This window comes from Streptomyces sp. NPDC002889 (assembly GCF_042888425.1).
Taxonomy (GTDB): domain Bacteria; phylum Actinomycetota; class Actinomycetes; order Streptomycetales; family Streptomycetaceae; genus Streptomyces.
In genome coordinates this window covers 43778-68049 of record NZ_JBIAPT010000028.1, presented here as the reverse complement: position 1 = coordinate 68049, position 24272 = coordinate 43778, and the positions used below count along the sequence as shown (strand labels likewise).

The 24272-nt window shown below is 70.7% G+C and carries 23 protein-coding genes; 14 read left to right on the top strand and 9 right to left on the bottom strand.

The window, feature by feature from the left end; translation table 11 throughout:
* Nucleotides 1–326 precede the first annotated feature (326 nt).
* Nucleotides 327–1523, bottom strand: coding sequence for a lipid II:glycine glycyltransferase FemX (locus tag ACFYWI_RS32200; protein ID WP_389239289.1), 1197 nt, complete (start codon nt 1521–1523; stop codon nt 327–329).
* 220 nt (nt 1524–1743) lie between these two features.
* Here ACFYWI_RS32200 and ACFYWI_RS32195 point away from each other — a divergent pair, with 220 nt between their 5' ends.
* Nucleotides 1744–2910, top strand: a complete 1167-nt coding sequence (locus tag ACFYWI_RS32195; RefSeq protein WP_389239288.1) for an Ig-like domain-containing protein — start codon at nt 1744–1746, stop codon at nt 2908–2910.
* A gap of 2 nt (nt 2911–2912) precedes the next feature.
* Here the strand turns inward: ACFYWI_RS32195 and ACFYWI_RS32190 are convergent, their stop codons facing one another.
* Nucleotides 2913–3569 (bottom strand): pirin family protein, encoded by a 657-nt coding sequence (locus tag ACFYWI_RS32190; RefSeq protein WP_389239287.1) that lies wholly within the window; start codon nt 3567–3569, stop codon nt 2913–2915.
* A 94-nt stretch (nt 3570–3663) separates the two neighbouring features.
* On the opposite strand from ACFYWI_RS32190, the gene ACFYWI_RS32185 reads away from it, so the two are divergent.
* From ACFYWI_RS32185 to fabF, 5 genes are all read left to right on the top strand, one after another.
* The gene (locus tag ACFYWI_RS32185) at nt 3664–4848 is read left to right on the top strand and encodes a PucR family transcriptional regulator (protein ID WP_389239286.1); all 1185 of its coding nucleotides are present in this window, start codon (nt 3664–3666) and stop codon (nt 4846–4848) included.
* A gap of 89 nt (nt 4849–4937) precedes the next feature.
* Nucleotides 4938–5873, top strand: coding sequence for an ACP S-malonyltransferase (locus ACFYWI_RS32180; protein WP_389239322.1), 936 nt, complete (start codon nt 4938–4940; stop codon nt 5871–5873).
* A 16-nt stretch (nt 5874–5889) separates the two neighbouring features.
* The gene (locus ACFYWI_RS32175; RefSeq protein ID WP_389239285.1) at nt 5890–6891 is read left to right on the top strand and encodes a ketoacyl-ACP synthase III; all 1002 of its coding nucleotides are present in this window, start codon (nt 5890–5892) and stop codon (nt 6889–6891) included.
* Between the two features lie 66 nt (nt 6892–6957).
* Nucleotides 6958–7206 carry an acyl carrier protein gene (locus ACFYWI_RS32170; protein WP_389239284.1) on the top strand — a complete coding sequence of 83 codons (249 nt, stop codon included), beginning with the start codon at nt 6958–6960 and terminating at the stop codon, nt 7204–7206.
* Between the two features lie 79 nt (nt 7207–7285).
* Entirely contained in the window at nt 7286–8548 is a 1263-nt protein-coding gene (gene fabF / locus ACFYWI_RS32165; RefSeq protein ID WP_389239283.1) for a beta-ketoacyl-ACP synthase II, read from the top strand.
* Nucleotides 8549–9191: 643 nt separating this feature from the next.
* Here the strand turns inward: fabF and ACFYWI_RS32160 are convergent.
* On the bottom strand, nt 9192–9686 hold the full coding sequence (locus ACFYWI_RS32160; RefSeq protein WP_389239282.1) for a DUF3145 domain-containing protein: 495 nt from the start codon (nt 9684–9686) through the stop codon (nt 9192–9194).
* A gap of 273 nt (nt 9687–9959) precedes the next feature.
* Here ACFYWI_RS32160 and ACFYWI_RS32155 point away from each other — a divergent pair, with 273 nt between their 5' ends.
* The 3 genes from ACFYWI_RS32155 (at nt 9960) to ACFYWI_RS32145 (ending at nt 13851) form a co-directional block, all read left to right on the top strand.
* Nucleotides 9960–10874 carry an SGNH/GDSL hydrolase family protein gene (locus tag ACFYWI_RS32155; protein WP_389239281.1) on the top strand — a complete coding sequence of 305 codons (915 nt, stop codon included), beginning with the start codon at nt 9960–9962 and terminating at the stop codon, nt 10872–10874.
* Between the two features lie 140 nt (nt 10875–11014).
* On the top strand, nt 11015–12430 hold the full coding sequence (locus ACFYWI_RS32150) for a DUF1996 domain-containing protein (protein ID WP_389239280.1): 1416 nt from the start codon (nt 11015–11017) through the stop codon (nt 12428–12430).
* 173 nt (nt 12431–12603) lie between these two features.
* Entirely contained in the window at nt 12604–13851 is a 1248-nt protein-coding gene (locus ACFYWI_RS32145; RefSeq protein WP_389239321.1) for a pyroglutamyl peptidase, read from the top strand.
* 60 nt (nt 13852–13911) lie between these two features.
* Here ACFYWI_RS32145 and ACFYWI_RS32140 read toward each other — a convergent pair whose 3' ends face one another.
* Nucleotides 13912–14520, bottom strand: coding sequence for a LysE family translocator (locus tag ACFYWI_RS32140; RefSeq protein ID WP_389239279.1), 609 nt, complete (start codon nt 14518–14520; stop codon nt 13912–13914).
* A gap of 83 nt (nt 14521–14603) precedes the next feature.
* Here ACFYWI_RS32140 and ACFYWI_RS32135 point away from each other — a divergent pair, with 83 nt between their 5' ends.
* The gene (locus tag ACFYWI_RS32135; RefSeq protein WP_389239278.1) at nt 14604–15323 is read left to right on the top strand and encodes a carbon-nitrogen hydrolase family protein; all 720 of its coding nucleotides are present in this window, start codon (nt 14604–14606) and stop codon (nt 15321–15323) included.
* Here the strand turns inward: ACFYWI_RS32135 and ACFYWI_RS32130 are convergent.
* Complete coding sequence (locus ACFYWI_RS32130; protein ID WP_389239277.1) at nt 15320–16120, bottom strand: EI24 domain-containing protein; 801 nt, start codon at nt 16118–16120, stop codon at nt 15320–15322. The genes ACFYWI_RS32135 and ACFYWI_RS32130 overlap by 4 nt on opposite strands.
* Before the next feature lie 173 nt (nt 16121–16293).
* Here ACFYWI_RS32130 and ACFYWI_RS32125 point away from each other — a divergent pair, with 173 nt between their 5' ends.
* Nucleotides 16294–18846, top strand: a complete 2553-nt coding sequence (locus ACFYWI_RS32125) for a M14 family zinc carboxypeptidase (protein WP_389239276.1) — start codon at nt 16294–16296, stop codon at nt 18844–18846.
* 60 nt (nt 18847–18906) lie between these two features.
* On the opposite strand, the gene ACFYWI_RS32120 is transcribed toward ACFYWI_RS32125, so the two are convergent.
* Both ACFYWI_RS32120 and ACFYWI_RS32115 read right to left on the bottom strand, forming a co-directional pair.
* Complete coding sequence (locus ACFYWI_RS32120) at nt 18907–19338, bottom strand: organic hydroperoxide resistance protein (RefSeq protein ID WP_389239275.1); 432 nt, start codon at nt 19336–19338, stop codon at nt 18907–18909.
* A 65-nt stretch (nt 19339–19403) separates the two neighbouring features.
* The gene (locus ACFYWI_RS32115; RefSeq protein WP_389239274.1) at nt 19404–20423 is read right to left on the bottom strand and encodes an NADP-dependent oxidoreductase; all 1020 of its coding nucleotides are present in this window, start codon (nt 20421–20423) and stop codon (nt 19404–19406) included.
* 92 nt (nt 20424–20515) lie between these two features.
* Here ACFYWI_RS32115 and ACFYWI_RS32110 point away from each other — a divergent pair, with 92 nt between their 5' ends.
* Entirely contained in the window at nt 20516–20953 is a 438-nt protein-coding gene (locus ACFYWI_RS32110) for a MarR family winged helix-turn-helix transcriptional regulator (RefSeq protein ID WP_389239273.1), read from the top strand.
* Between the two features lie 158 nt (nt 20954–21111).
* Here ACFYWI_RS32110 and ACFYWI_RS32105 read toward each other — a convergent pair whose 3' ends face one another.
* The gene (locus tag ACFYWI_RS32105; protein WP_389239272.1) at nt 21112–21852 is read right to left on the bottom strand and encodes a hypothetical protein; all 741 of its coding nucleotides are present in this window, start codon (nt 21850–21852) and stop codon (nt 21112–21114) included.
* Between the two features lie 132 nt (nt 21853–21984).
* On the opposite strand from ACFYWI_RS32105, the gene ACFYWI_RS32100 reads away from it, so the two are divergent.
* Together ACFYWI_RS32100 and ACFYWI_RS32095 are read left to right on the top strand one after the other, a co-directional pair.
* Nucleotides 21985–22554: a hypothetical protein gene (locus ACFYWI_RS32100; RefSeq protein WP_389239271.1), complete on the top strand. Its 570-nt coding sequence runs from the start codon at nt 21985–21987 to the stop codon at nt 22552–22554.
* A 124-nt stretch (nt 22555–22678) separates the two neighbouring features.
* Nucleotides 22679–23722 (top strand): rod shape-determining protein, encoded by a 1044-nt coding sequence (locus ACFYWI_RS32095; protein WP_389239270.1) that lies wholly within the window; start codon nt 22679–22681, stop codon nt 23720–23722.
* 106 nt (nt 23723–23828) lie between these two features.
* Here ACFYWI_RS32095 and ACFYWI_RS32090 read toward each other — a convergent pair whose 3' ends face one another.
* The gene (locus tag ACFYWI_RS32090; protein ID WP_389239269.1) at nt 23829–24269 is read right to left on the bottom strand and encodes an Lrp/AsnC family transcriptional regulator; all 441 of its coding nucleotides are present in this window, start codon (nt 24267–24269) and stop codon (nt 23829–23831) included.
* Nucleotides 24270–24272 lie beyond the last annotated feature (3 nt).

The window sequence follows — 24272 nt, the reverse complement described above, 5'->3', positions numbered from 1 at the left end:
GCGCGCCACGGACGCGGTCCTGGCACCCGGATCCGGCGTCCCGTCGTCTCGGTCCGCGCGGCCGGATCGCGTGCCGGCCTTGCCGGCCCGTGTGGTGTCGTCGGCCCGTGTGGTGTCGTCCCCGTGCGGCGCGGTGTCCTCGGCCCCGGTGGCCCCGGCGCCCATGACCGCACCACCATCTGCCACGGACGCGGTCCGGGCTCCGGGGATGGGCGCCCCGGCGTTGCGGTCCGCACCGCCCTGCCGGCCGCCGGGCGCGAGGACGCCCTCGGCCCTGTTGGCCCCGGCCGCCCCCGTGGCGGTCGGGGCCCCCGTGTTCGGGGCGCTCATCGGCGTGCCATGTACGCCTGGAAGGCGCGGTACAGCGTGTGGTTGGCGGTCCCGCCCAACGGTCTCTCCCATTCCCCCAGCGTCTCGACGACCCGCCCTCCGGTGCCGAGCTTCCAGCGAAGCAGCCCGTAGGGACGGTCGTCGGGGTCGAGGGTGGAGGGTACCCCGCGCATATCGTAGACGTCGGCGCCGAGTGCGTGGGCGTCGAGCAGCATCCGCCACTGCAGGGCGTTGGACGGGCGGACGTCGCGGCGGTGGTCGGCGGATGCGCCGGTCTGGTACCAGACCCGCCGACCCACCGTGATCATGGTGTGGGCAGCGAGTATCTCGCCCTCGTGGCGGGCGAGATACAGCTTCATCCGGCCGGGCTCCTCGGCGTTGAGAGCCTCGTACTGCCGCTCGTAGTACGCGAGCGAGCGGCCGAGCCGGAAGCCGTCGCGCTCCTCCGTGATGCGCAACAGCCGGTAGAAATCGGGGAGTTCGGCGGCGCTGCCCACGACCACCTCCACCCCCGACTTCTGGGCGCGGCGGACGTTGCGCCGCCACTCCTGGTTGAGTCCGGACCACAGGTCGTCGGTGGTGCGCCCGGCGAGCGGCACCTGGAAGACATGGCGGGGCTGCGCGTCCCCGGCCTCTCCGGCCGCCTCGCCACCGCATCGCTTCCAGCCGCGTGCCCGCAGCCGTTCGGCGACCGCCGTGCCGAGCGGGTCGACCTCGCAGGCGAGAACGTCGCCGAGCCGACGACCGGGCCCGGTCAGCGACTTGAGCCTGTCGGCGTCCCAACGGCGGTACGCGGGCGAGGGCCCGACGCGTACGGCGAACGCGCCGGTCGCCCGCAGATGGCGCAGCAGCGGGTCGAGCCAGCCGTCGATGTCCGGATCGGCCCAGTCGGCGACGGGCCCTTCGGGGAGGTAGGCGAAGTATCTGCGGGTGCCGGGGAGCTGCCGCAGCAGCACGAGTGCCACTCCGGTCAGCCGGCCGGCCTCCGGGTCCGGACCCCAGCCGAGCAGTTGGGCGCGCCATCCCTCCTTGACCTGGGCCCAGGACGGGCACTGCAGAAACCCGGCCCCCAGAGCGCTGCCCGCGCGGGTGGCGAGGAAGGCACGGTAGGTCTCGACGGTGACGGGTCCCAGCCGGGTTTCCTGGCCGCGGCTTTCCTGACCGCGGCCGGGTGTCACGAGCAACGCTGACACGGTGTGAGCCTCTCTTCCGCCCCGAGCGGTCGCGGGGACGCCGGACAGGTTCACAGCCGTGCGTGACCGTCCCGCGCGGCGAATGTGACCGGACCATGACCGTTCCTCACCAGTCGCCGTCACATGGCCATGGGGCCGCTCACCTGCGTTTTTCCCGTCCTAGAGTCGGCGGCATCCACTTGCTTCTTCGGACGGGGGACTTCCGTTGATTCACATATCCGTGCGTACCGCGGTAGCGGCGGCCGCGCTCCTCACGCTCACCGCCTGCTCGGACGCCACCACGCCGCGACCGGACGCCAAGCCCGGCGGGAAGCCGGCCGCCGACCGGCCCGCGACCGTCACCGTGACGCCCCAGGGCCGCCATGCGAAGGCGGGCGAGCCGGTCAAGGTCACCGCAGCGGGCGGCACGCTCACCTCCGTCACGGTCACCGACGCCAAGGGCCGTCATCTCACCGGCAGGTCCTCGGCCGACGGAACGAGTTGGACCTCCGACCGCAATGCGGCGCCGGGTACCGCGTACTCGGTCACCGCGGCGACCCGTACGAAGGGCGGCGCGACCGGCACGGCCGAGGCGTCCTTCACCACGGATGCGGCCGACAAGGTCAACAAGGTCGAATGGCGTCCGGGGGTGAACGCCACCGTCGGCATCGCGCAGCCGATCTCGCTGGTCTTCGACAACCCGGTGAGGAACAAGGCCGCGGTCGAGAAGCGGCTGAAGATCACCACCTCGGACGACACCGAGGGGTCGTGGGGCTGGATGCAGGACTACTCGGGCCGCGACCGGGTGGACTGGCGTCCCAAGTCGTACTGGAAGTCCGGCACCAAGGTCACCCTCGACGCGCAGTTGAACGGCACCGACTCGGGCGCGGGCGGCTGGTTCGTACGCGACTACTCGACCACGTTCACCATCGGCGCGCGCCAGGTCGTCAAGGTGGACCTCGACCGCCATGAGCTGACGCTGGAGCGCGACGGCAGATCCGTACGGAAGATCCCGGTCTCCGGCGGCACGCCCGGCGGCGACAAGCGCTCCTGGCGCGGGACCGCGGTGCTGATGGCGAAGGAGGGGACGATCAACATGAACTCCGAGACCGTGGGCCTCGGCAACGCCTACGACAAGATGGTCGACCACTCGATGCGGCTGACCTGGTCCGGAATGTACGCCCATGCCGCTCCGTGGAACGCCAAGTGGTTCGGCAGAGCGAACATGAGCTCGGGCTGCATCGGGATGAGCACCGCGGATGCCGCCTGGTTCTACAAGCAGGTGCGCCCGGGCGACCCGTTCGAGATCAAGGGCGCGCAGACCAAGGGCACGGTCGCCCCCGGGAACGGCTTCGGCGACTGGAACCTGTCATGGGCCGACTGGCAGGCAAGGAGCGCCCTGCGCTGACCTCAGCCGGCCGTCTCCCACAGCAGCACCTCGACAGCCGTGGCGGCGGCGAGATCGAGACCGTCGGCGTCCGTGACCCGCGCCGAGTCGCCGGAGGCCAACTCCTCCTCTCCCAGCCGGACTTCACCGCGTACGACATGCACATACACCAGCGGCGCGTCCGGGACGGCGGTGCGTTCGCCGGGTGCGAGGCGGCGGGCATGGAGCATCGCCCCGGCCTGCGGGAGGGCGTACGGGGTGGAGTCGGCGATGCCGCGCACGATCTCGTACGCCGGCTCGCCGCCCGGTTCCAGGGGGGCGAGCCACATCTGTACGAACACGAGCGGCACCTCGGCGTCATTGCGCTCGGTGTGCCGCACCCCGCCCGCCGAGCTCAGCCGCTGTACGTCCCCGGGCCGCACGACGGTGGCGTGGCCGGCCGAGTCGCGATGGGTGAGCTCGCCCTCGACGACCCAGGTGACGATCTCGGTATGGCTGTGCGGGTGCTCCTCGAACCCGGCGCCGGGTGCCAGACGCTCCTCGTTGCAGGCCAGGATCGCGCCGAAGCGGAGGTTGTCGGGGTCGTAGTGCCGCCCGAAGGAGAAGGCGTGCAGGGACTCGATGCCCGCGGCGGAGTCACCGCCGCGATAGCGCTCGTCGGCGCGCCGAACGGAAATCACGCCACCACCGTAGCCGGGCCCGAGCACGGCGCGACGCGATGAGAGGGAACCCCTGCACTCGGCCCGGGCGTCCTGATAAGGCACTCTTGTCCCCGTGCCCGAACCTGCAGCGAACGTCCCCCATCCGCACAATGCGACTCTGCGCCGACTGGAGCAGTCGTCCGGCCGGCTCGCGGCGAACGCCATCGCCCGCATGGACGAGACGCTGCCCTGGTACCGGGCGATGCCCCCGGAGAACCGGTCATGGATCGGCCTGGTCGCCCAGGCGGGTATCGCCGCGTTCACCGAGTGGTTCCGGCATCCGGAGACTCCGCAGGCAATCTCGACGGATGTGTTCGGCACGGCGCCTCGGGAGCTGACCCGGGCGATCACCTTGCGGCAGACTGTCGAGATGGTCCGCACCACGATCGAGGTCATGGAGGCGGCGATCGACGAGGTCGCCGCACCCGGCGACGAATCGGTGCTGCGCGAGGCGCTGCTGGTGTACGCGCGGGAGATCGCGTTCGCCACCGCCCAGGTGTACGCGCAGGCGGCCGAGGCGCGCGGGGCATGGGACGCCCGTCTCGAGTCACTCGTGGTGAACGCGGTGCTGTCCGGCGAGGCCGACGAGGGCGCCGTCTCGCGTGCCGCCGCGCTCGGCTGGAACTCCCCCGAGCATGTGTGCGTCATCCTCGGCACGGCGCCGGACGGGGACAGCGAGCTGACTGTCGAAGCGATCCGCCGGGCCTCCCGCCATGCCAAGCTCCAGGTGCTCACCGGGGTGCTCGGCGACCGGCTCGTGGTGATCGCCGGCGGCAGCGACAACCCGCTCCATGTCGCCAAGGCGCTGATCGGCCCGTATGCGGCGGGCCCCGTCGTCGCGGGGCCCATCGTGCCGGACCTGCTGGCCGCGACCCGGTCCGCGCAGGCCGCGGCGGCGGGCCTGAAGGCGTGCTCGGCCTGGCAGGACGCGCCGCGGCCGGTTCTCGCGGACGATCTGCTCCCGGAGCGCGCGATCGCCTCCGACCCTGCCGCGCGCCAGCAGCTGGTGGAGGAGATCTACAGACCGCTGGAGGAAGCGGGCTCGGCGCTGCTGGAGACTCTGAGTGTCTATCTGGAACAGGCGAGCAGTCTCGAGGGCGCGGCCCGAATGCTCTTCGTACATCCGAACACCGTGCGCTACCGGCTGCGACGTGTGACCGATGTCACCGGATGGTCACCCTCCGACGTTCGCTCTGCGTTCACTCTCCGGATTGCACTGATCCTGGGGCGTCTGGCTGACGGTGATGCCCAACCCTAGACTTTTGTCGAACACCAACAATTCCCCTGACGGTTCTTCGTCCCTGTCCCCACGGGTGTTCGGAGCCGTCCACAAGAGAGAGTGTGAGGGTGCTCGTACTCGTCGCTCCCGGCCAAGGCGCTCAGACGCCCGGCTTCCTGACCCCCTGGCTCGACCTTCCCGGCGCCACCGACCGCATCGCGGCCTGGTCCGACGCCATCGGGCTCGACCTCGCCCACTACGGCACGAAGGCAGACGCGGACGAGATCCGCGACACCGCCGTGGCCCAGCCGCTGCTGGTCGCCGCCGGTCTGCTGTCGGCTGCCGCGCTCGGCGAGGTGACGCCCGGCGCGGTCGCCGGCCACAGCGTCGGTGAGATCACCGCCGCCGTCCTCGCCGGTGTCCTCGACGACACCGCCGCGCTGCGCTTCGTACGCACACGGGGACTCGCGATGGCCGAAGCCGCCGCGGTCGCCGAGACGGGCATGTCCGCCGTGCTCGGCGGTGACCCCGAGCAGGTCGTGGCGCACCTCGAGAAGCTGGGCCTGACCCCGGCGAACGTCAACGGCGCAGGCCAGATCGTCGCCGCCGGCACCGCCGAGCAGCTCGCCGCGCTCGCCGAGGACAAGCCGGAGAAGGCCCGTGTCATCGCCCTGAAGGTGGCCGGCGCGTTCCACACGCACCACATGGCGCCCGCGGTCACGACCCTCGAGGAGGCCGCCCGCGCCCTCACGGTGTCCGACCCGGCCCTCCCCTACGTCTCGAACAAGGACGGGCAGGTCGTCGCCGACGGCGCCGATGTGATCTCCCGTCTGGTCGGCCAGGTCGCCAACCCGGTCCGCTGGGACCTGTGCATGGAGACCTTCAAGGAGCGGGGCGTCACCGCCCTGATCGAGGTCTGCCCCGGCGGCACCCTCACCGGCCTCGCCAAGCGCGCGCTGCCGGGTGTGAAGACGCTGGCGCTCAAGACACCCGACGACCTCGACGCGGCCCGCGCGCTGCTCGCCGAGGCTGGTTCACCTGCCGCTGACGCGGCGGGCGCCTGACAAGGAGCCGCAGAGCATGCCGAAGATCAAACCCAGCCAGGGCGCGCCGTTCGCACGCATTCTGGGTGTCGGTGGCTACCGCCCGACGCGGGTGGTGCCCAACGAGGTGATCCTCGAGACGATCGACTCGTCCGACGAGTGGATCCGCTCGCGCTCGGGCATCGCGACCCGCCACTGGGCCTCCCCCGAGGAGACCGTGTGCGCGATGTCGGTCGAGGCGGCCGGCAAGGCGATCGCCGACGCCGGGATCACCCCCGCGCAGATCGGCGGCGTGATCGTCTCCACGGTCTCGCACTTCAGGCAGACACCGGCCGTCGCCACGGAGATCGCGGACAAGATCGGGGCCAACAAACCGGCCGCGTTCGACATCTCCGCCGGCTGCGCGGGCTTCGGCTACGGCCTGACCCTCGCCAAGGGCATGGTGGTGGAGGGTTCGGCGGAGTACGTCCTTGTCATCGGCGTGGAGCGGCTCAGCGACCTGACCGACCTGGAAGACCGTGCGACGGCCTTCCTGTTCGGCGACGGCGCGGGCGCGGTCGTCGTCGGTCCGGCGAAGGAGCCGATGATCGGCCCGACCGTCTGGGGCTCGGAGGGCGACAAGTCCGAGACCATCAAGCAGACCGTGCCGTGGGACGACTACCGCAACGGCACCGTCGAGAAGTTCCCCGCCATCACGCAGGAGGGCCAGGCGGTCTTCCGCTGGGCCGTCTTCGAGATGGCGAAGGTCGCCCAGCAGGCGCTCGACGCGGCCGGGATCACGTCGGACGACCTGGACGTCTTCATTCCGCACCAGGCCAATATGCGGATCATCGACTCGATGGTGAAGACTCTGAAGCTGCCGGAACACGTCACGGTCGCCCGTGATGTGGAAACCACCGGCAACACCTCGGCCGCCTCGATTCCGCTCGCCATGGAGCGGCTTCTGGCGACCGGACAGGCGAAGAGCGGTGACACCGCGCTCGTCATCGGCTTCGGGGCGGGTCTCGTCTACGCCGCGACGGTCGTTACCCTCCCCTAGTGCACCGTACGGATCTTCCGGACGGCTACTGCCACACCCTCTGAAACACACCGAAGGAGCGCCAACATGGCCGCCACGCAGGAAGAGATCGTCGCCGGTCTCGCCGACATCGTCAACGAGATCGCCGGTATCCCGGTCGAGGACGTCCAGCTGGACAAGTCCTTCACCGACGACCTGGACGTCGACTCGCTGTCCATGGTCGAGGTCGTCGTCGCCGCCGAAGAGCGCTTCGACGTCAAGATCCCCGACGAGGACGTCAAGAACCTGAAGACTGTCGGCGACGCCGCGGACTACATCGCCAAGCACCAGGCCTGAGTCCTCAGTCGCGCTGGTCGCCACCCTTCGGTGGCGCCGTGAAAATTCAGCACCCCCTAAACGTGGAGAAAGAATTCCTGTGAACTCGACCAATCGCACCGTGGTCGTCACCGGTATCGGCGCAACCACACCGTTGGGTGGCGACAGCGCATCGACCTGGGAAGGTCTGCTCAGCGGGCGTTCCGGAGTAAAGCCCCTCGAGGGCGAGCGCTTCGCCGAACTGCCGGTACGCATCGCGGCACCCGCGGCGGTCGACCCGGGCGAGGTTCTGCCCCGCCCGCTGGCCCGCAAGCTGGACCGCTCGGCGCAGTTCGCCGTCATCGCGGCGCGCGAGGCGTGGGCGGACGCCGGCTTCACCGCTGCGGCGGGCGAGGACGGGAACATCGTCCCCGAGCGCCTGGGCACGGTCATCGCATCCGGCATCGGCGGCGTGACGACACTGCTCGACCAGTACGACGTGCTCAAGGAGAAGGGCGTACGCCGCGTCTCCCCGCACACCGTCCCCATGCTCATGCCGAACGGCCCCTCCGCCAACGTCGGCCTCGAGGTGAACGCCCAGGCGGGCGTGCACACTCCGGTCTCGGCCTGTGCGTCGGGCGCGGAGGCGATCGGCTACGCGGTCGAGATGATCCGCACCGGCCGCGCCGATGTGGTCGTCGCGGGCGGCACCGAGGCGGCGATCCACCCGCTGCCGATCGCGGCGTTCGCCAACATGATGGCGATGTCCAAGAACAACGACGAGCCCGAGAAGGCGTCGCGTCCCTACGACACCGCGCGGGACGGCTTCGTCCTCGGCGAGGGTGCGGGCGTGGTGATCCTTGAGTCTGCCGAGCATGCGACGGCGCGTGGCGCGAAGATCTACTGCGAGGTCCTGGGCCAGGGTCTGTCCGCGGACAGCCACCACATCGCACAGCCGGAGCCGACGGGCCGCGGTATCGCCGCGGCGCTGCGCAACCTGCTGGAGACGACGGACCTCAAGCCGTCCGAGGTCGTGCACCTGAACGCCCACGCGACGTCGACCCCGCAGGGTGACGTGGCCGAGATCAAGGCGCTGCGGAGCGTCCTGGGCGACGACCTCGACCATGTGGCGGTCTCCGCCACGAAGTCGATGACGGGTCATCTGCTGGGCGGCGCGGGCGGCATCGAGACCGTGGCGACGGTCCTGGCGCTGCACCACCGGACGGCACCGCCGACGATCAACGTGGACGAGCTGGACGAGACGGTCGAGGCCGACATCGTCCGCGGCGAGCCCCGTGCCCTCCCGGAGGGCACGATCGCCGCGATCAACAACTCGTTCGGCTTCGGCGGCCACAACGTGGTCCTGGCGTTCCGCACGGTCTGATCCGAGGACGCGACCGAGGCCCGCACCCCCCGGGGGGTGCGGGCCTCGGCCATGTCCGGGGGTCCTCGTGTCGCGGACCTCCGCCGGCCGGCCGATGCGCGGCGCGCAGCGAACGCCGCGTGGGAGGCTGCCGAGCGCGACCCGCCTCGGAGCGGCGGGACTTCCCCCGGCAGGACGAGGGCGGGTGCGGTGCAAGCGCGCGGGAGGCGAGCCTCGGACCGCACAGCCGCCCGTGCAGGGCCGCGGGTCCCCGGACGTCCGGAGGACTCCGGCAACGCGCCGCACAGCAGGACACGAGGCGGAGCCGGTCCGGGAACACGGACACCGGGTGCCACCACAACGGACCGCGCATCAGGAGCCGCATTCCGGAGCCCGGAGCAGTGGCTGCAGCACTCGCCCGCCAGCAGGCGGCGGCAACATGCGGCAACCCGCCGCGCGACAGACAAGGGGGCGGAGCCGGTCCGGGAACACGGACACCTGGGGCCACAGGCCGCGCCGGCGGGAACGCGCATCAGGCGCGGGGAGAGCGGGGCAGGGGGCGCGAGCGCAGGCAGTCGCCCGCGCGGCGGGGCCGGGGCACCCGCCGGTTCGGGGAGGGGCCGGACGTGGCAGGGAAAAGCTCCGCGCGGCGGGTGGCGCGAGGTCAGACCACCTGGTGGAGCCAGCGGACCGGGGCGCCCTCGCCCGCGTAGCGGAAGGGTTCCAGTTCGTCGTCCCACGGCTTGCCGAGGAGCTTGGCGACCTCCGCCTCCAGGTCCGTCTCGCCCTCGGACGCGCGGACCAGCGCCGCGCGCAGGCGGTCCTCGGGGACCAGGATGTCGCCGTGCATGCCGGTGACCGCGTGGAAGATCCCGAGGTCCGGCGTCGCGCTGTAGCGCTCGCCCTCAGCCGTGGCGCACGGCTCCGCCGTCACCTCGAAGCGCAGCAGGCGCCAGCCCCGTAGCGCCGACGCGAGCTTGGAGGCCGTGCCCACCGTGCCCTGCCAGGAGAACTCGGCTCTCCAGGTACCCGGCGATGCCGGCTGGCGGATCCAGTCGAGCTGGACCCGTACTCCGAGCACCCCCGCCACCGCCCATTCGACGTGCGGGCACAGCGCGCGCGGTGCGGAGTGAACGTACAGAACGCCACGTGTCGTCACCGGGACCTCCAGTGTGGGACGAGGATCGCCTTCCCAGCGGCCTCAGTAAACAGCATCGGGCGGCAATCTCCACAAAAGGGACAGGATGTGACGTGATGTAATTTACTGGCGCCGATGGGAGAGGGGATGTCTCTGGGTCGACGGGCTAAAAGCTACCGTGCGAGGACCCCCGAGGGGTGACGTACTGTCGGTCCTGGGCCCGTACGCACCAAGCTTTCACTCGGCAGGACGTCACGGGACGTCAGATGCCGGTGACACGGAGGGGATCAGGGGATGCGGGAGAGTCGTACCCACCACTCACGCACAGTTACCGCCGCTGTGACGGTCGCCGTTCTCCTCATGGCCGGGGGTGCGCTGGCCGGCTGTGACACCACGTCAGCCCCGGACGGGCGGCGCTCGCCCTCCCCGTCGCGCCCGGCGCCGAGCCCGGCGCCGGTGTGGGACCGCAGCCCGGATTCCCTCGCCGCGGTCGGAGACTCCATCACCAGGGGCTTCGACGCGTGCGTGGTGTTCGCGGACTGCCCCGAGGTCTCCTGGGCGACCGGCACGGACAGCACCGTACGAAGTCTGGCGCTGCGGCTGCTCGGCGAACGGGCGGTGACCACGCACAGCTGGAACTACGCCCGTTCCGGGGCCCATGTCGCCGATCTGCCCGAGCAGATGTCCCGGGCGGCCGCCAGGAAGCCGGAGCTGGTCACCGTCATGGTCGGCGCGAACGACGCCTGCGCGGACACGGTCGAGCAGATGACGCCCGTGGACGATTTCCGGTCGTCTTTCACGGCGTCGATGGCCCGTCTGCGGCAGGGCGCCCCCAAGGCGCAGGTGTACGTGTCGAGCGTGCCGGACCTCAAGCGGCTGTGGTCGACCGGGCGCGGTGATCCGCTGGGCAGCCAGATCTGGAAGCTGGGCATCTGCGCGACCATGCTGGGCAACGCGAACGACGTGAGCACGACGGCGCAGCAGCGACGCGAGAGCGTCCACCAGCGGGTCATCGCGTACAACAAGGTGCTCGAGGATGTGTGCGGAAAGGATCCGCGCTGCCGTTACGACGGCGGGACGGTCTTCAACTACCGCTTCGACGGCCACCAGTTGAGCCGGTGGGACTGGTTCCACCCGAGCAGGGACGGACAGCGCCGACTCGCCGAGCTCGCCTATCGCAACGTCACCGCCGCCGAACCGCCCGCCTAGGTCTTACGAGTCTGTGACACACCTGCCACTCCTGAGGCCGATGTGTCAGATGTGTTGCCAGAGTGTGCCGCCAACGGGGGTCCGCCGTCCGGGGGTGAACCGGGCGCCGGTTGGCACCCAGCAGAAAGCGAGCACACTCCATGAAGCAGCGACACAAGGTGAATCGCACCCGACGAAAGGCTCTCCTCGCAGTGGCCGGCCTGGTGCTCGGTGGCGGCGGCCTGGCGCTGGTCAACGCCGGGGCCAATGCCGGGACCCCCGATGACCCGCGCGCCGGGGGAATCGTCTGCCCGTCCGTGGCGGACCGGCTGCCCGACGTCCCCGCGCCGGCCAGGGCCGAGGTGCGCCGGGACCTGAGCACGATGCAGCAGGACATCAAGGCCGCCGAGGCGCGTTGGACCTCCGAGCAGGGCGTGTCCTCCCGTACGGTCCTCGACCCCCTGTGGTCCAAACGCTCGGCCGTCCTGGAGCGGATCGAGATCGCCGTCGAGCGGGCGGGGGCCGAGCGGCCGCGGAACCTGCAGAGCCTCTCGCAGTGCGCGGTCGCCGCGGAAGGAGCCGAAGTGAAGGCGGAGGGGGACCAGCAGAGGGCGGGGCAGCCGCCCACGGGTACGCCGGGCGGCGGGCAGCCTCCGGCCGGCGAGCAGGACGGCGGGCAGACCGACGACAACGGGCCCGCACCGGATGACTTCGTGGACATCACCACCGTCCGCCCGAACGTCCAGCCCGTACGCAACGGTCGCTCGGCATCCCTGGGCACCTTCCGGTCGCGGTGCGGTGTCAACGCCCAGGGGCAGTTCAACTCCGACAACGTCATCGTGGCTCCCGGAGTGACCAACGGCGCCCATCACACCCATGACTACGTCGGCGCGGTCGGCGTCGACGGATTCACCACCAACGAGTCGCTCGCGGCAGCCGGGACGACCTGTACCAACGGCGACCGGTCCACGTACTACTGGCCGGTGCTGCGCGACCGCAACGGCGTCCAGGAGACGGACGCCGACAAGCAGGGCGGAGGCGCGGAAGGCAACATCGGCAGGATCCTCACCCCCGCCTCCGTCTCCCTGGAGTTCGCGGGCAACCCGCAGTCCAAGGTGACGGCGATGCCACGTTTCCTGCGGATCATCACCGGTGACGCCAAAGCCAACGCGAACGGCGGCGCCAACGCCAACGCCCGGTTCACCTGCACCGGCTTCGAGAACCGCGTCGAGCTGAGGGACAAGTACCCGATCTGCCCGCAGGGCAGCAAGCTGATGCGCGTGTCCAAGTTCCAGAACTGCTGGGACGGCAGGAGCACCGACAGCGCCAACCACCGCTCCCATGTCGCCTTCGCCGACGCCCGGGGCAGGTGCCCCGCCGGATTCCGGCCGATCCCGCAACTCGTCCAGCGCGTCACCTACAACGGCCTCGCAGGAAGCACCTCGTTCGCCATCGACAGCTTCCCGGAGTCGCTCCACAAGCCCGTCACCGACCACGGCGACTTCATCAACGCCATGCCGAACACGCTGATGAAACAGGCCGTCAACTGCATCAACACCGGCCGCCGCTGCGGCTGACCGCTATCCGCACACGGGCCCGGCGGCGCGCAGCACGCTGCCGGGCAACCGGCCTTCGGCACGACCTCGCCGGCCGTCCACTCCCCGGCCATCGGCCGGGATCAGCCGTGGCTGCCCGTTCGGAGCGAAGGACATACTCCCGGCACCCCGTCGGAAGGACTCCTGTGCTCCGCATACGCACCCCCCGTAGCGCCCTCCGCCTCTTCGGTGCCGCCGTGCTCGCCTCCGCGGCTCTGTGCCTGTCCGCACCTCCGCTCGCCCTCGCCCGGCCGGCCGCCGCGCCGCAGCCCCTCACCGCGGAGGAGCAGCGACTCGAACATGCCGTCCCTCAGGAGATACTTCGGCGCAGCGGATTCGACGGCGTGGCACCGCAGTTCACCCGTGCGCTGGCCTCCGCGCGATCGATCCGGCAGGCCGAGGGGGCCGTCGTACGGCACGGCCGGGCGCTCTGGGCGCGGGCCGTGGACCGGGCGCAGGGCAGGGTACCCACCGCGGGTGATCTGAGCCAGGACGACGACCGGCCGCTGTACTGGGCACGACTGGGGATGACAGCCCAACTACGGCAGTGGCAACCGCCGTTCGCACTCACCGATGCTCAGCGGGCGCATCTGATGGACCGGCTCGAGCGTTCCTCGCGCGGCCAGGAATCGATGCTGCTGCCGGCGGGCGCAGGGATCAGGCGCATCGTGATGACGGGCTTCGACCCGTTCACGCTCGACCGTGACATCCGTATCAGCAATCCGTCCGGCGCGACCGCGCTGGCGCTGGACGGCACATGGATCCGTACGGCGGACGGTCCGGCCCGGATCGAGACGGCCGTCTTCCCCGTCCGCTGGCAGGACTTCACCGACGGCACGGTGGAGCGGACCCTGCGCGAGCAGCTGCCGCACGCGGATCTGTTCACGACGGTGAGCCAGGGGCGCGTGGGCAGGTTCGACATCGAGCGCACGAACGGGGCGTGGCGGGGCGGGTCGCCCGACAACGACAACGTCTCGCGCCGGGAGACCGTGCCGGTCCCCGATCCGGCCTCACAGCCGCAGTGGACCACGACGACGCTGCCGCACGCGGCGATCGTGGCGGCGGGCACCGGGCGCTTCCCCGTGTACGACAACACGTCGGTGACCGAGATACCGGCGGGCGCGACGGAGCCCGTGGTGCGTCCCGACGGTCCGACCCCCGGCTCGACGGCCCGTGCCGGAGGCGGCGGCACGTATCTGTCCAACGAGATCGCTTATCGTGCCACGCTGCTGCGGGACAGGCTGGGGCTCACCGTCCCGGGCGGTCATGTGCACACGCCGGTCCTGGAGTTCGGGGCCGGGAACACGACGGAGATCACGGACCCGGAGTTCGTACGGAACCGGCTGGACATCATCGCGCAGGTACGGGAGATCATCCGGGTGGCAGCACAGCCGTCCGCCTGACGCCGTGGTGCCGCGGCACACGGTGACCCGCCGGGCGCGCGCCCGGCGGGGTCACCTCTGTCAGCGGGCGAATCCGAGCGTGACTCCGAGGCCGACCAGCACGCTGCCGATCAGCCGGTTGAGGAGCTTCTGCCCACGCAGCATCGCCTTCCGCAGCCGGGAGTTGGAGAAGAACAGCGCGACAGGACCGAACCAGGCCAGATGGGCGCAAGACATGAACATCCCGTAGCCGGCCTGCTGCCACACCATCGTGTCCGGGCCGACGACCTGGGTGAAGGTGGAGACAACGAACAGGGTCGTCTTCGGATTGAGCACATTGGTGAGGAAGCCGGTACGCAGTGCGCCGAGCCGGGACAGCTCCGGACGGGACTCCAGGTCGAGCTTCACATCGGAACGGGCGAAGAAGGTGCGCACACCGATGTAGACGAGATAGGCCGCGCCGACCAGCTTGATCGCGGTGAACAGCGCCGTGTTGGCAGCGATCAGCAGCCCGACGCCGAGCGTCGTGTAGGAGACATGGACGAGGACACCGGCCGCGACGCCTGCAGCGGCGAGCAGTCCGGTCGTACGTCCGTAGAGATAGCTGTTGCGCACGACCATGGCGAAGTCGGCACCCGGGCTGATGACGGCGAGAACGGTGATGACGGCGACGGCGATCACTTCAGTCATGCGCCGATGCTCGCCATCAGCGTCCACGCGTTCAAGCGGATATCGGCTTCTGTCCCGGACAGCGGGAAAGGGATGATGGGTGCATGAAGTCGGCCGCAGCGCAGTTCACCTCCGTTCCCGGTGACATCGAGGGCAATGTCCGGACCATGGCCACCCTGATCCGGGAGGCCGCGGGCCAGGGCGCCCGGGTCGTCGCCTTCGCCGAGCTGGCGGTGACGGGATACGAGTTGGGACTCATCGCCAAGGATCCGGGGCTCACGCTGACCCAGGACGATCCACGTCTCGGGCCGCTGCGCGAGGCCTGCCGGGCCGGATCGATCGCCGCCGTGGTCGGCTGCGCCGTGCGTACGGAGTCCGGCCGGCCCGCCATCACGGCGCTGGTGATCGGCCCGGACGGCGGGCTGCTCGCCCGCTACGACAAGGTGCATCTGCACGGCGAGGAGAACGACATCTTCGCGGCGGGCACCGAGCAGGGCCGGTTCACGCTCGACGGCGTCGGGTTCGCTTTGGCCATCTGCTACGACAACCGCTTCCCCGAGGTCGCCGAGCGGGCCAGGGCGGACGGCTGCCAGGTGTACGTGGCCGGTTCCGTGCATGAGAGGGAGAACGACTCGTTCGAGGTGATCTATCCGGTGCGGGCACGGGACAACGGCCTGTTTGTGGTGCTCGCCAACGCGGTGGGCCTCAACGAGGTCGGGGACTGCCGGGGCAACAGCGCCGTCTGGGGCCCGGACGGCACACTTCTGGCGACCGCGGGCGAGGCCGCACCGGGCTTGGCGCTCGCCGAGGTCGCGATCTCCTAGTTCTTGCGGAAGCCGTACGGAGCCGGTGCCGGGGCCGGAGCCCGGTCGTCGGGCTCCGCCTCCGGGGTGACCAGGTCGCGCGCCATCAGCGTCGCTCCCGCCACCGCGCCCGGCATCAGGAACACGGCCACGAAGGGGACCAGGAAGGCGAGGACGACGGGCACCCCGAAGCCGAGGGTGAGCATCCGTCGGCCACGCAGCAGCCCGAGGCGTTCCTTGAGTTCGATGCCGCGGCGCTGGAGGGCCACGGCAGTGAGCTCCTCGGCGAGGAAGAACCCGGAGACGCAGAAGCCGATCGCGGGTATCACGGTCTGGCCGATGACCGGGATGAAGCCGAGCGCGAAGAGCAGTACCCCGTAGAGGGCGACGCGGAGCACGACCCGCAGGGAGTCACGCGCGGAGATCCACAGCTCGCGCCAGAGCGGCAGCCCCGACTCCGGGACGTCGCCGCCCTCGGTGCGGTCGACCTGCTCGGAGAGCGACTCGTAGAAGGGCTGGCCGACCAGGAGGGTCACCGCGGTGAAGGTGATCACGGCGAGGAACAGTCCGAAGCCGAAGAGAAAAGCGGTCAGCGTGCCACGGAGGATGCCGCGCCAGGGGGACGACCAGTCGTCGGCGAACGGTGTCGCCCAAGCGGTGGCGTCGTCGGCGCCGTAGGCGAGCCCGACCAGGGCGCCCGCGTACAGCACGAGGGTCACAAGGCCGGGCAGCAGACCGAAGCCGAACCACCGGCCGTGCCGGCCGACCCAGCGCTGGCCCTTGATCAAATAGCCGAAGCCCACCCTGAGATCACGCATGTCGTACACCCTATCCGGGGGCACGGAACAGCAGCCGCGTGCCCCGTCGCGGCGGCGGCCCATGAGGGATGCCCACTTCAAGCCCCTCTTGTTGTCAGGCAGTTGAACCGGTAGACCCATTGCCGTACTGATCGTTTGCCGAACCCTTGCCGACGCTCCGGAGGCTTCTACGCATGGGCACACCCAGAACCGCACTGGTCGCCACCGCCGCGCTTGCCGGCACTCTGTTGCTCGCCCCCACTCCCGCGACCGCCGTTCCCGGCGCCCCAGGTCGCGACAGTCCGCGTCCCCTGCGCGCGGAGGAAGGGCGCGACACCACGGCCGCCGAGGCTCCCCTTTCGGCCACCGCCAACGCGCTCACCTCGACATCCCCCGAGCTTGCCAAGGACCGCGGATACCCGCGCCGTACCGCGCTCACGGTTCCGCCCAGGAATACGGCCGACAAGTCGATCAAGCTGGGCCTGGCGCCGTACCACTCGCTCGCGCCGCGGCTCAATGCCCTGCAGAGGCTGGGCAACCGGGTGAGCGTGGAGGTCGCCGGGCACTCCGCCGGCGGGCACGAGCTGTATCTCGTCACCGTCACTGCGCCCGAGAGCGCCCGGCAGACGCGCGAACAGGAGCGGATGCGGGAGGTGATCGAGAACGCGCCCACGGCCGCCGCCAAGGACGGGCGGATCAAGGCCTCGTACAAGACGCCCGTGTTCATCAACAACAACATCCACGGCAACGAGTGGGAGGGCACCGACGCCGCCCTGAAGCTCATCGAGGAGCTGGCGAAGGCGAAGGACGCCAGGACTTCGGGGCTGCTGGCCAAGAACCGTATCCATCTGAACGTGACGGCCAATCCGGACGGCCGGATCGCGGGCACCCGCGCCAACGCCAACGGGTTCGACCTCAACCGGGACTTCATCACCGCGACCCAGCCCGAGACGCGTGCCATCAGGCGGATCGCCATCGACAAGCAGCCGGCCGTCATGCTGGATCTGCACGGATATGTCAACGGCACACTGATCGAGCCGACGACCCCGCCGCACGGCGAGAACTACGAGTACGACCTGTTCCTCAAGAACGCCTACGCCAACGCGCTCGGCATGGAGAAGGCCGTCAACGGGCTCGGCTACACCCCGGACAAGGACGGAGTGCAGCCCGCCGTGATCCCGTTCCGGGACGAGAAGGAGGGCTGGGACGACTGGCCGCCCGTCTTCACCCCGCAGTACATGCCGTTCCAGGGCGCGGTGGCCTCGCACACCATCGAGTTCCCGATGACGGTGAACAACAAGGAGTACGACACCCTCCCCGTCGGCGAGCTGCGCCGGCGGGCCGCGATCAACACCGACATCGCAGGCGCGGCGATGAGGGCGACACTCGACTACACGTACACGCACCGCACATCGGTGATCGCCGACCAGATAGAGACGTTCCGGCGGGGTGCGGCGGGCGAGGCGCAGCGGCCGGTGTCCGAGGAGAGCGTGCCCGGTGTGCCGGGCATCGGTCCGGAGGATGTGTACACGACCACGTTCCCGCGGGCGTATGTGATCCCCGCGGGCAAGAGGCAGCGGGGTGCGACGGCGGCGGCGCGGCTGGTGGACCATCTGGTCGCCAATGACGTACGGGTGGAGCGGGCACGCAAGGGCTTCCGGCTCGCCGGCCGCCACTACCCGGCAGGCTCGTACATCGTCGACATGCGCCAGCCCAAGCGCGGTATCGCCAATGTGATCCTCGCCGAGGGCCGTGACATCAGTGCGGACGTCTCCACGATGTACGACATCTCGGGCTGGAGCCTGGGGCTGCTGTGGGGCGCGCGCGTGGACAAGGCGGTCTCGGGCGAACTGCGTGTGCCGACCCGTACCGTCCATGCCGCCTCGGCCACCGGGTATGTGGCTCCCTTCGGTGACCTGCGGCTGCGGCTCGACGATCCGAAGGAACTCGCCGCCCTCAACTCGCTGCTCGCGCAGGGCGTGAAGGTGCGGGGCGCCGGGGACGGCTCGGCGATCGTGCCCGGTTCGGCGCGGGGCGTGGCGGGTGTTCTCGCCGACCGGCTGGGGGTCGCCTTCCATGCGACGAAGGCCAAGGGGACGGTCCCGCTGCACCGGACCAGGGTCGCCGCGGCCGTGACCCCCGGTGAACTGTTCGCACTGCGCGAGATGGGCTTCGATGTGACGCCGGTGTCGACTGCCGTACTCAACACGGGCTTCGACTGGACAGGCGTGGGGGCCCTGTATGTGTCCGGCGACCTGAAATACGGGAAGCTCGACGCGCGGGCGCGTGGCGCCCTGGACGCGTTCCTCGCGGGCGGCGACGGGCGCGTGGTGGCGCTCGGTGCGCAGGGGGCGGCGTTCAACTCGGCGGCGGCGCTGCTGGCAGCGACGCCTGTGGCGGGCAACGCGGACGCGAACGGTGTGGTCCGCGTGGTGAACGCGCCCGGCGCACCGGTCACCGCCGGCGCTCCCGCCCACAGCTTCGTCTACGCGCCGGGGTGGTTCACCGGCCTCGGCCGGGGTGTGCGCGTCGAGCAGTCGTACGCCGGCGGAAATCCGCTGGTCTCGGGGCACTGGCGGGCGAACGAGGACGGCACGGGCGGTCCGAAGGACGCGGCCGGGGAGGCGTCGATCGTCAGCGGCGTCTCACGGGCGGGCGCTCCGGTGGTGCTGTTCGGTACCGAGCCGCTCTTCCGCGCACACCCCAAGGGCCTGTTCGCGCAGGTCGGCCGGGCACTGCTCGGGTAGTGGAGTGAACGGGCCGAGGGCCGCCTCCCCGGGTGGGCGGCCCTCGTTCGTGCGTGGTGCCTATCGGACGACGCTGAGCTCGACCTTGATGTTGCCGCGGGTGGCGTTGGAGTACGGGCAGACCTGGTGGGCCTTCTCCACAAGGGCCTTGGCGGTGGCCTCGTCCACGTTCGGGAGGGAGACGCTGATCGCGACCTCCAGGCCGAAGCCACCGTTCCCGTTCTTGCCGAAGCCGACCGAAGCGGTCACGGTCGAACCGGAGATGTCGGCCTTGTCCTGCCGGGCGACGACGCCGAGCGCTCCCTGGAAGCACGCGCTGTAGCCGGCGGCGAACAGCTGCTCCGGGTTGGTGCCGGTGCCACTGCCGCCGAGCTCCTTGGGCGGGTTGACGACGACGTCGAGGTTGCCGTCGTCGGAGGCGACGCGCCCGTCACGGCCGTTTTCCGCGGTGGCTACGGCGGTGTAGAGAACGTCTATGGTCTGGATGGACATACTCGGTGTTCCTCCTGGGTGTCGCCGCGACTCGCGCCCACGATCGCGACGGCTTGGCGGTGAGCCTAACGGGTCAGTGAAACGATCATCTTCCCGGTGTTCTCACCCCGGAGCAGACCGAGGAAGGCGTCGAAGCCGTTCTCGATGCCCTCGACGACGGTCTCGTCGTACTTGAGCTCGCCCGAGCGGAGCCAGCCCGCGACGTCCTGGACGAACTGCGGCTGGAGTGCGGCGTGGTCGCTGACGAGCACGCCCTGCAGGCGCAGCCGCTTGCCGATGACCATGGCCATGTTGCGCGGGCCGGGGGCCGGCTCGGTGTCGTTGTAGACGGCGATCATTCCGCAGATGGTGGCGCGGCCGTGCACGTTGAACGAGGAGATGGCGGCCTCGAGGTGGTCCCCGCCGACGTTGTCGAAGTAGACGTCGATGCCGTCGGGGGCGGCTGCCTTCAACTGCTCATGGACGGATCCGTTCTTGTAGTTGAAGGCCGTGTCGAAGCCGTACTCCTCGACGAGGAGCTTGACCTTCTCGTCGGAGCCCGCGGAGCCGATGACACGCGAGGCGCCCTTGATCCTGGCCATCTGGCCCACCTGGCTGCCGACGGCGCCGGCCGCTCCGGAGACGAAGACCGCGTCGCCCTCCTTGAAGGAGGCCACCTCGAACAGGCCCGCGTAGGCGGTGAGGCCGGTCATCCCGAGCACGCCGAGGTAGGCGGAGAGCGGGGCGAGGGAGGCGTCGACCTTGGTGGCGTGCTTGGCGGGCACGTCCGCGTACTCACGCCAGCCGAGTCCGTGCAGGACATGGTCGCCGACCTCGAAGCCCTCGGCCTCGGAGGCGATGACCTCGCCGACCGCGCCGCCGTCCATGGGCTTGTCGAGCTGGAACGGCGGGACGTACGACTTCACGTCGTTCATCCGGCCGCGCATGTACGGGTCGACCGAGAAGTGCAGATTGCGCACCAGGAGGTGCCCCTCGCCCGGCGCCGCGACCGGGACCTCACGCAGAGCGACGTCCTCGGGCTTGGGCCAGCCGTGCGGGCGGGCGACAAGGTGCCATTCACGGCTGGACTCGGGAAGTGCGGACATGCCGGGTTGCCTCCTCTGAAAAGCTTCACTACCTGAAACAACCATGCTCCTGGATATTTCATGTTGTCAAGTAACTGGGTATCCTCACGTACATGGCCAGTCAGCGAACAGACCCCCTGACCCTCGAGGTCGTCGAGCTCATCGGCACCGTCGTGGCCCGCTACCACGACGAGTACGAGCAGGCCGCGGCGCAGCATTCGCTCACCGGAGCCCAGGCACGCGTGCTGGGGCTGCTGTCCCTGGAACCGCTGCCCATGCGCCGCATAGCGCAGCAGCTGAGGTGCGAGCCGTCGAACATCACCGGCATCGTCGACCGGCTGGAGGTCCGCGGCCTGGTCGAGCGCCGTCCCGACGCGGGCGACCGGCGGGTGAAGCTCGCGGCGACCACCGAAGAGGGCCGTGTCACGGCGGACCGGCTGCGGGAGGCACTGGGCTTCGCGCGCGAGCCGCTCGCGGAGCTGACCACGGCCGAGCGCACGGTGCTGCGGGATCTGCTCAAGCGGATGCTGGGCAAGGAGAGCGCCACCTGACCCGTCGGGTGCCGGGCCCCCGCCGTCCGACCCGTCCGGCACCCGGCCCTGGGCCCTGCCCGGCGGCCGGTGCTCTGTCCGGACCCGGTCGAGCGGACGCCGCGCGGAGGGGCAGGATCATCCTGACAGTGGCCCCATCGGCGGCCGGCGGAGCGCTCTCAGATGCACCACCACAGGAACGCCTCGCACGTCTGGGTGGGAGCCGGCTCCGGCGGAGGGGGCGGGGGCTGCTGTCCCGGAGGCTCGGAATCATCCGGGTCCGACGAGGGCTCCCCGCTGGAGCTGGGAGACCCGCCGGGAGAAGGGTCCCCCGACGAAGAAGGCGACGGGTCGCCCGCCGGCTCGGACGGGGCCTGCCGGGTGCCGCCGCTCCTGCCGCCGCTGCTCCTGCCCTCACCGGCCTTGCCGGTGGCCGTACCGGTTCCGGCGGGGCGCGGCGAGGCGGAGGAGGTGACGGCGGATTCGGTGACCTCGGCCGGGCCTTCGGGCGTTTCCTCGCTCGGGGTGGGCTCCGGTTCCTCCGACTCGATCACGGGCTTCTCCCGCACGGAGGTCGCCGCGCCGTCGTCACCGCCCCGCTCGGAGGCCAGCTCGGCCAGGCTCAGCGCACCGACCGCGAGCACCAGGCCGAACGTACCGAGCACCACCTTGCGGCCTCGCCGCTTGCGCGCACGGCGCGCCCTCGCGGGCTTGCGGCGCTCGGGCGCCTGCCGGCGCGGCGGCTGCTGTCGCCGCGCACGCCGGGGCACCGCGGGCTCGGTCACCTCGTCCAGTTCGTGGACGTGGACCTCTTGGGCCGCGGTGGGGCTGAGGTGGCGAAGCTCCTCGACGGGGGTACCGCACCCGGCACAGGCCAGGGCGCCGTTGAGGTGCCGTCCGCACGGGTGGCAGTAATCCATGGCTTCCGGAGATTATTCGGCGCCCGGGTACGAACGGTGGGTCGCCTTGTGTGGATCCTGTGAGGAATCTTCACTTCCGCGGCGCGCCGACTCCCTGAGGTTGACGCCGTACGAGAGGGCAGGATGTCCGCCATGACCCCTGCCGCACCCTTCGGTCCGCTCGAATTCCAACTCGTGCTGTTGCGCCGGATGGCCGACTTCCAGCCCGGCCCGGCGGAGGACGCCCGGCGGGAGCTCGGCGTGTCCCTCGCCGATCAGCGTGAGGCAAACCGCCGCTGGCAGAGGATGCTGCGCTCGCCCCGGGGCCGGGGCGCACTGTCCCGGTACCGCTCGGTCCTCGGCGAGCCGGAGCAGGTCGTGCGCCGGCGGATCGGCGACCTGGAGTGCGACGCGCTGCACTGGCGCCTGCCGCTCTGGCCCGATCTGCGCTTCGAGGTGCTGGCGGCGCCGGACTCCGGAGCGGTGTGGAACGAATGGCTGGTGCGTGCCCCGGGGGCACCGGCTCCCGAGCTGCGCACGGCCGATGACCTGAGGCCCTGGTCGTGCACCGTGGACGAGGTGGCCGCAGCGTTCCCGCCGGCACGCCCGATGGAGGGATCGGCACCGACCAGATGGCGGCTGGCGTTCACCCTTGCCAGCGGCGAGGAGCGGGTGGCGGAGTTCACCTGGGGGTTGTTCCAACGGATGGTGCCGGACAGCTGAGCGGCCGGCACACGCGATCTGGTGGAGTGTCAGCTCCCTACCCCCCGACCGGCGCAGCCCAGCGCGCGCGGTGCTCGCGGCGATCGGACGATGCGAACAAGTACCCCACTCGGGAGGACCTGTCGTGACCGTCAGCCTTGAGCAGTTGCGCCGTTGCCATGTCGCCGTGGATCTGGGGGCCGCCCGCACCCGGGTCTTCGTCAAGGGCGCCGGCCTTGTCGTCGACGAGCCCAGCGTCGCTGCCGTGAACACCCGTACCGGGGCACTGATCGCCGTCGGCGCACTGGCCGAGAGGATGACCGGCCGCACGCCGCACTACATCCGCGTCGCCCGACCCGTCTCGGGCGGCACCGTCGTCGACATCGAGATGGCCCAGCGGATGCTGCGTCATCTGCTGGGCGAGAAGCTCCGGCGCCAGCTGCGCCGCAAGCCGCGGCTGCGCGCCGCCGCCAGCACCCCGCACGACAGCGACCCGCTGGCCCAGCGCGCCACCGTGGAGACCCTGGTCGGCCTCGGCGCCCGCCGGGTCGAACTCGTCGACACGCTGATCGCCGCGGCCGTCGGCTGCGGCCTGCCGGTGGAACAGCCCATCGCGACCATGATCATGGTGTGCGGAGCGGCGACCACTCAGGTCGCGGTGCTTTCGCTCGGCTCGATCGTCACGGCCGAGCGGATCCCGGTCGGCGGCAACGCCATCGACCACGCGGTGATCCAGCATCTGCGCCACCAGCACGAACTGATGCTGCCCAGCCAGTCCGTACGCCCGCTCCAGCTGGCCCTGAGCGGCAACGGCCTCACTGCCCAGGGCCCTGCCTGGACCGAGATCCACGGCCGTGACGTGGCCACCGGACTCGCGCGCTCGGTCACCGTCGACACCGCCGCCGTACGCGACGCCATCCACACCCCGCTGACCTCCGTGCTCGACGGCATCGGCAAGGTCCTGCGGGACTGCCCGCCGGACCTGGTCGCCGACCTCGTCGACCGCGGCATCATGATGGTCGGCGGCAGCGCGCTGCTGCCGGGCCTGGACCAGATGTTGCGCGACGCCACCGGGATGCCGGTGCACATCGCCGAACGGCCCGACATCTGTGCGGTGCTGGGCCTCGGCGCGATGCTGGAGGGCAACATCCGGCCGATGGTCCTCGACCCGCTCGCCGACGCCGGCTGAGGCACGGGCGGCACGGACGAGGCAGGCGAGGCGGGAGAGGCGGGCGCCCCCCGATCGTCCGGGGTGCCCCAGGGTGGTTCCGGGACGCGGGGGTTCCACGAACCGGTTACCTGACAGGCCCCCCGGTTGCGGCCCGCAGGGCGATCCGGGTGCTCGACTGGGCGACACCGGCGTCGCGCTTGAGGGTGCGCAGCAGTGCGTCCAGTTCGGCGGGATCGGCGGCTCTGGCCCGTACGAGATAGTCGTACGCGCCGGTGACATGGACGACTTCGGTGATACCCGGAAGTCTGAGCACGACCCGCTCGAACTCCTCGTTCGTCGTGTCGAGGCGCAAGGTGATGTCGATGAAGACGACAAGACCCGCGCGCGAGTCGGCGGTGGGGTCGACGAGGGTGGTGAAACCGCGGATGACCCCCTCTCGGCGCATCCGGCGCACCCGGTCGGCGGCGGCATTGGCACTGAGGCCGACCCGGACACCGAGATCGCGGTAGGAGATCCGCGCATCCTCGCGCAGCACACCGAGGATTTCACTGTCGAGGCTGTCCATACC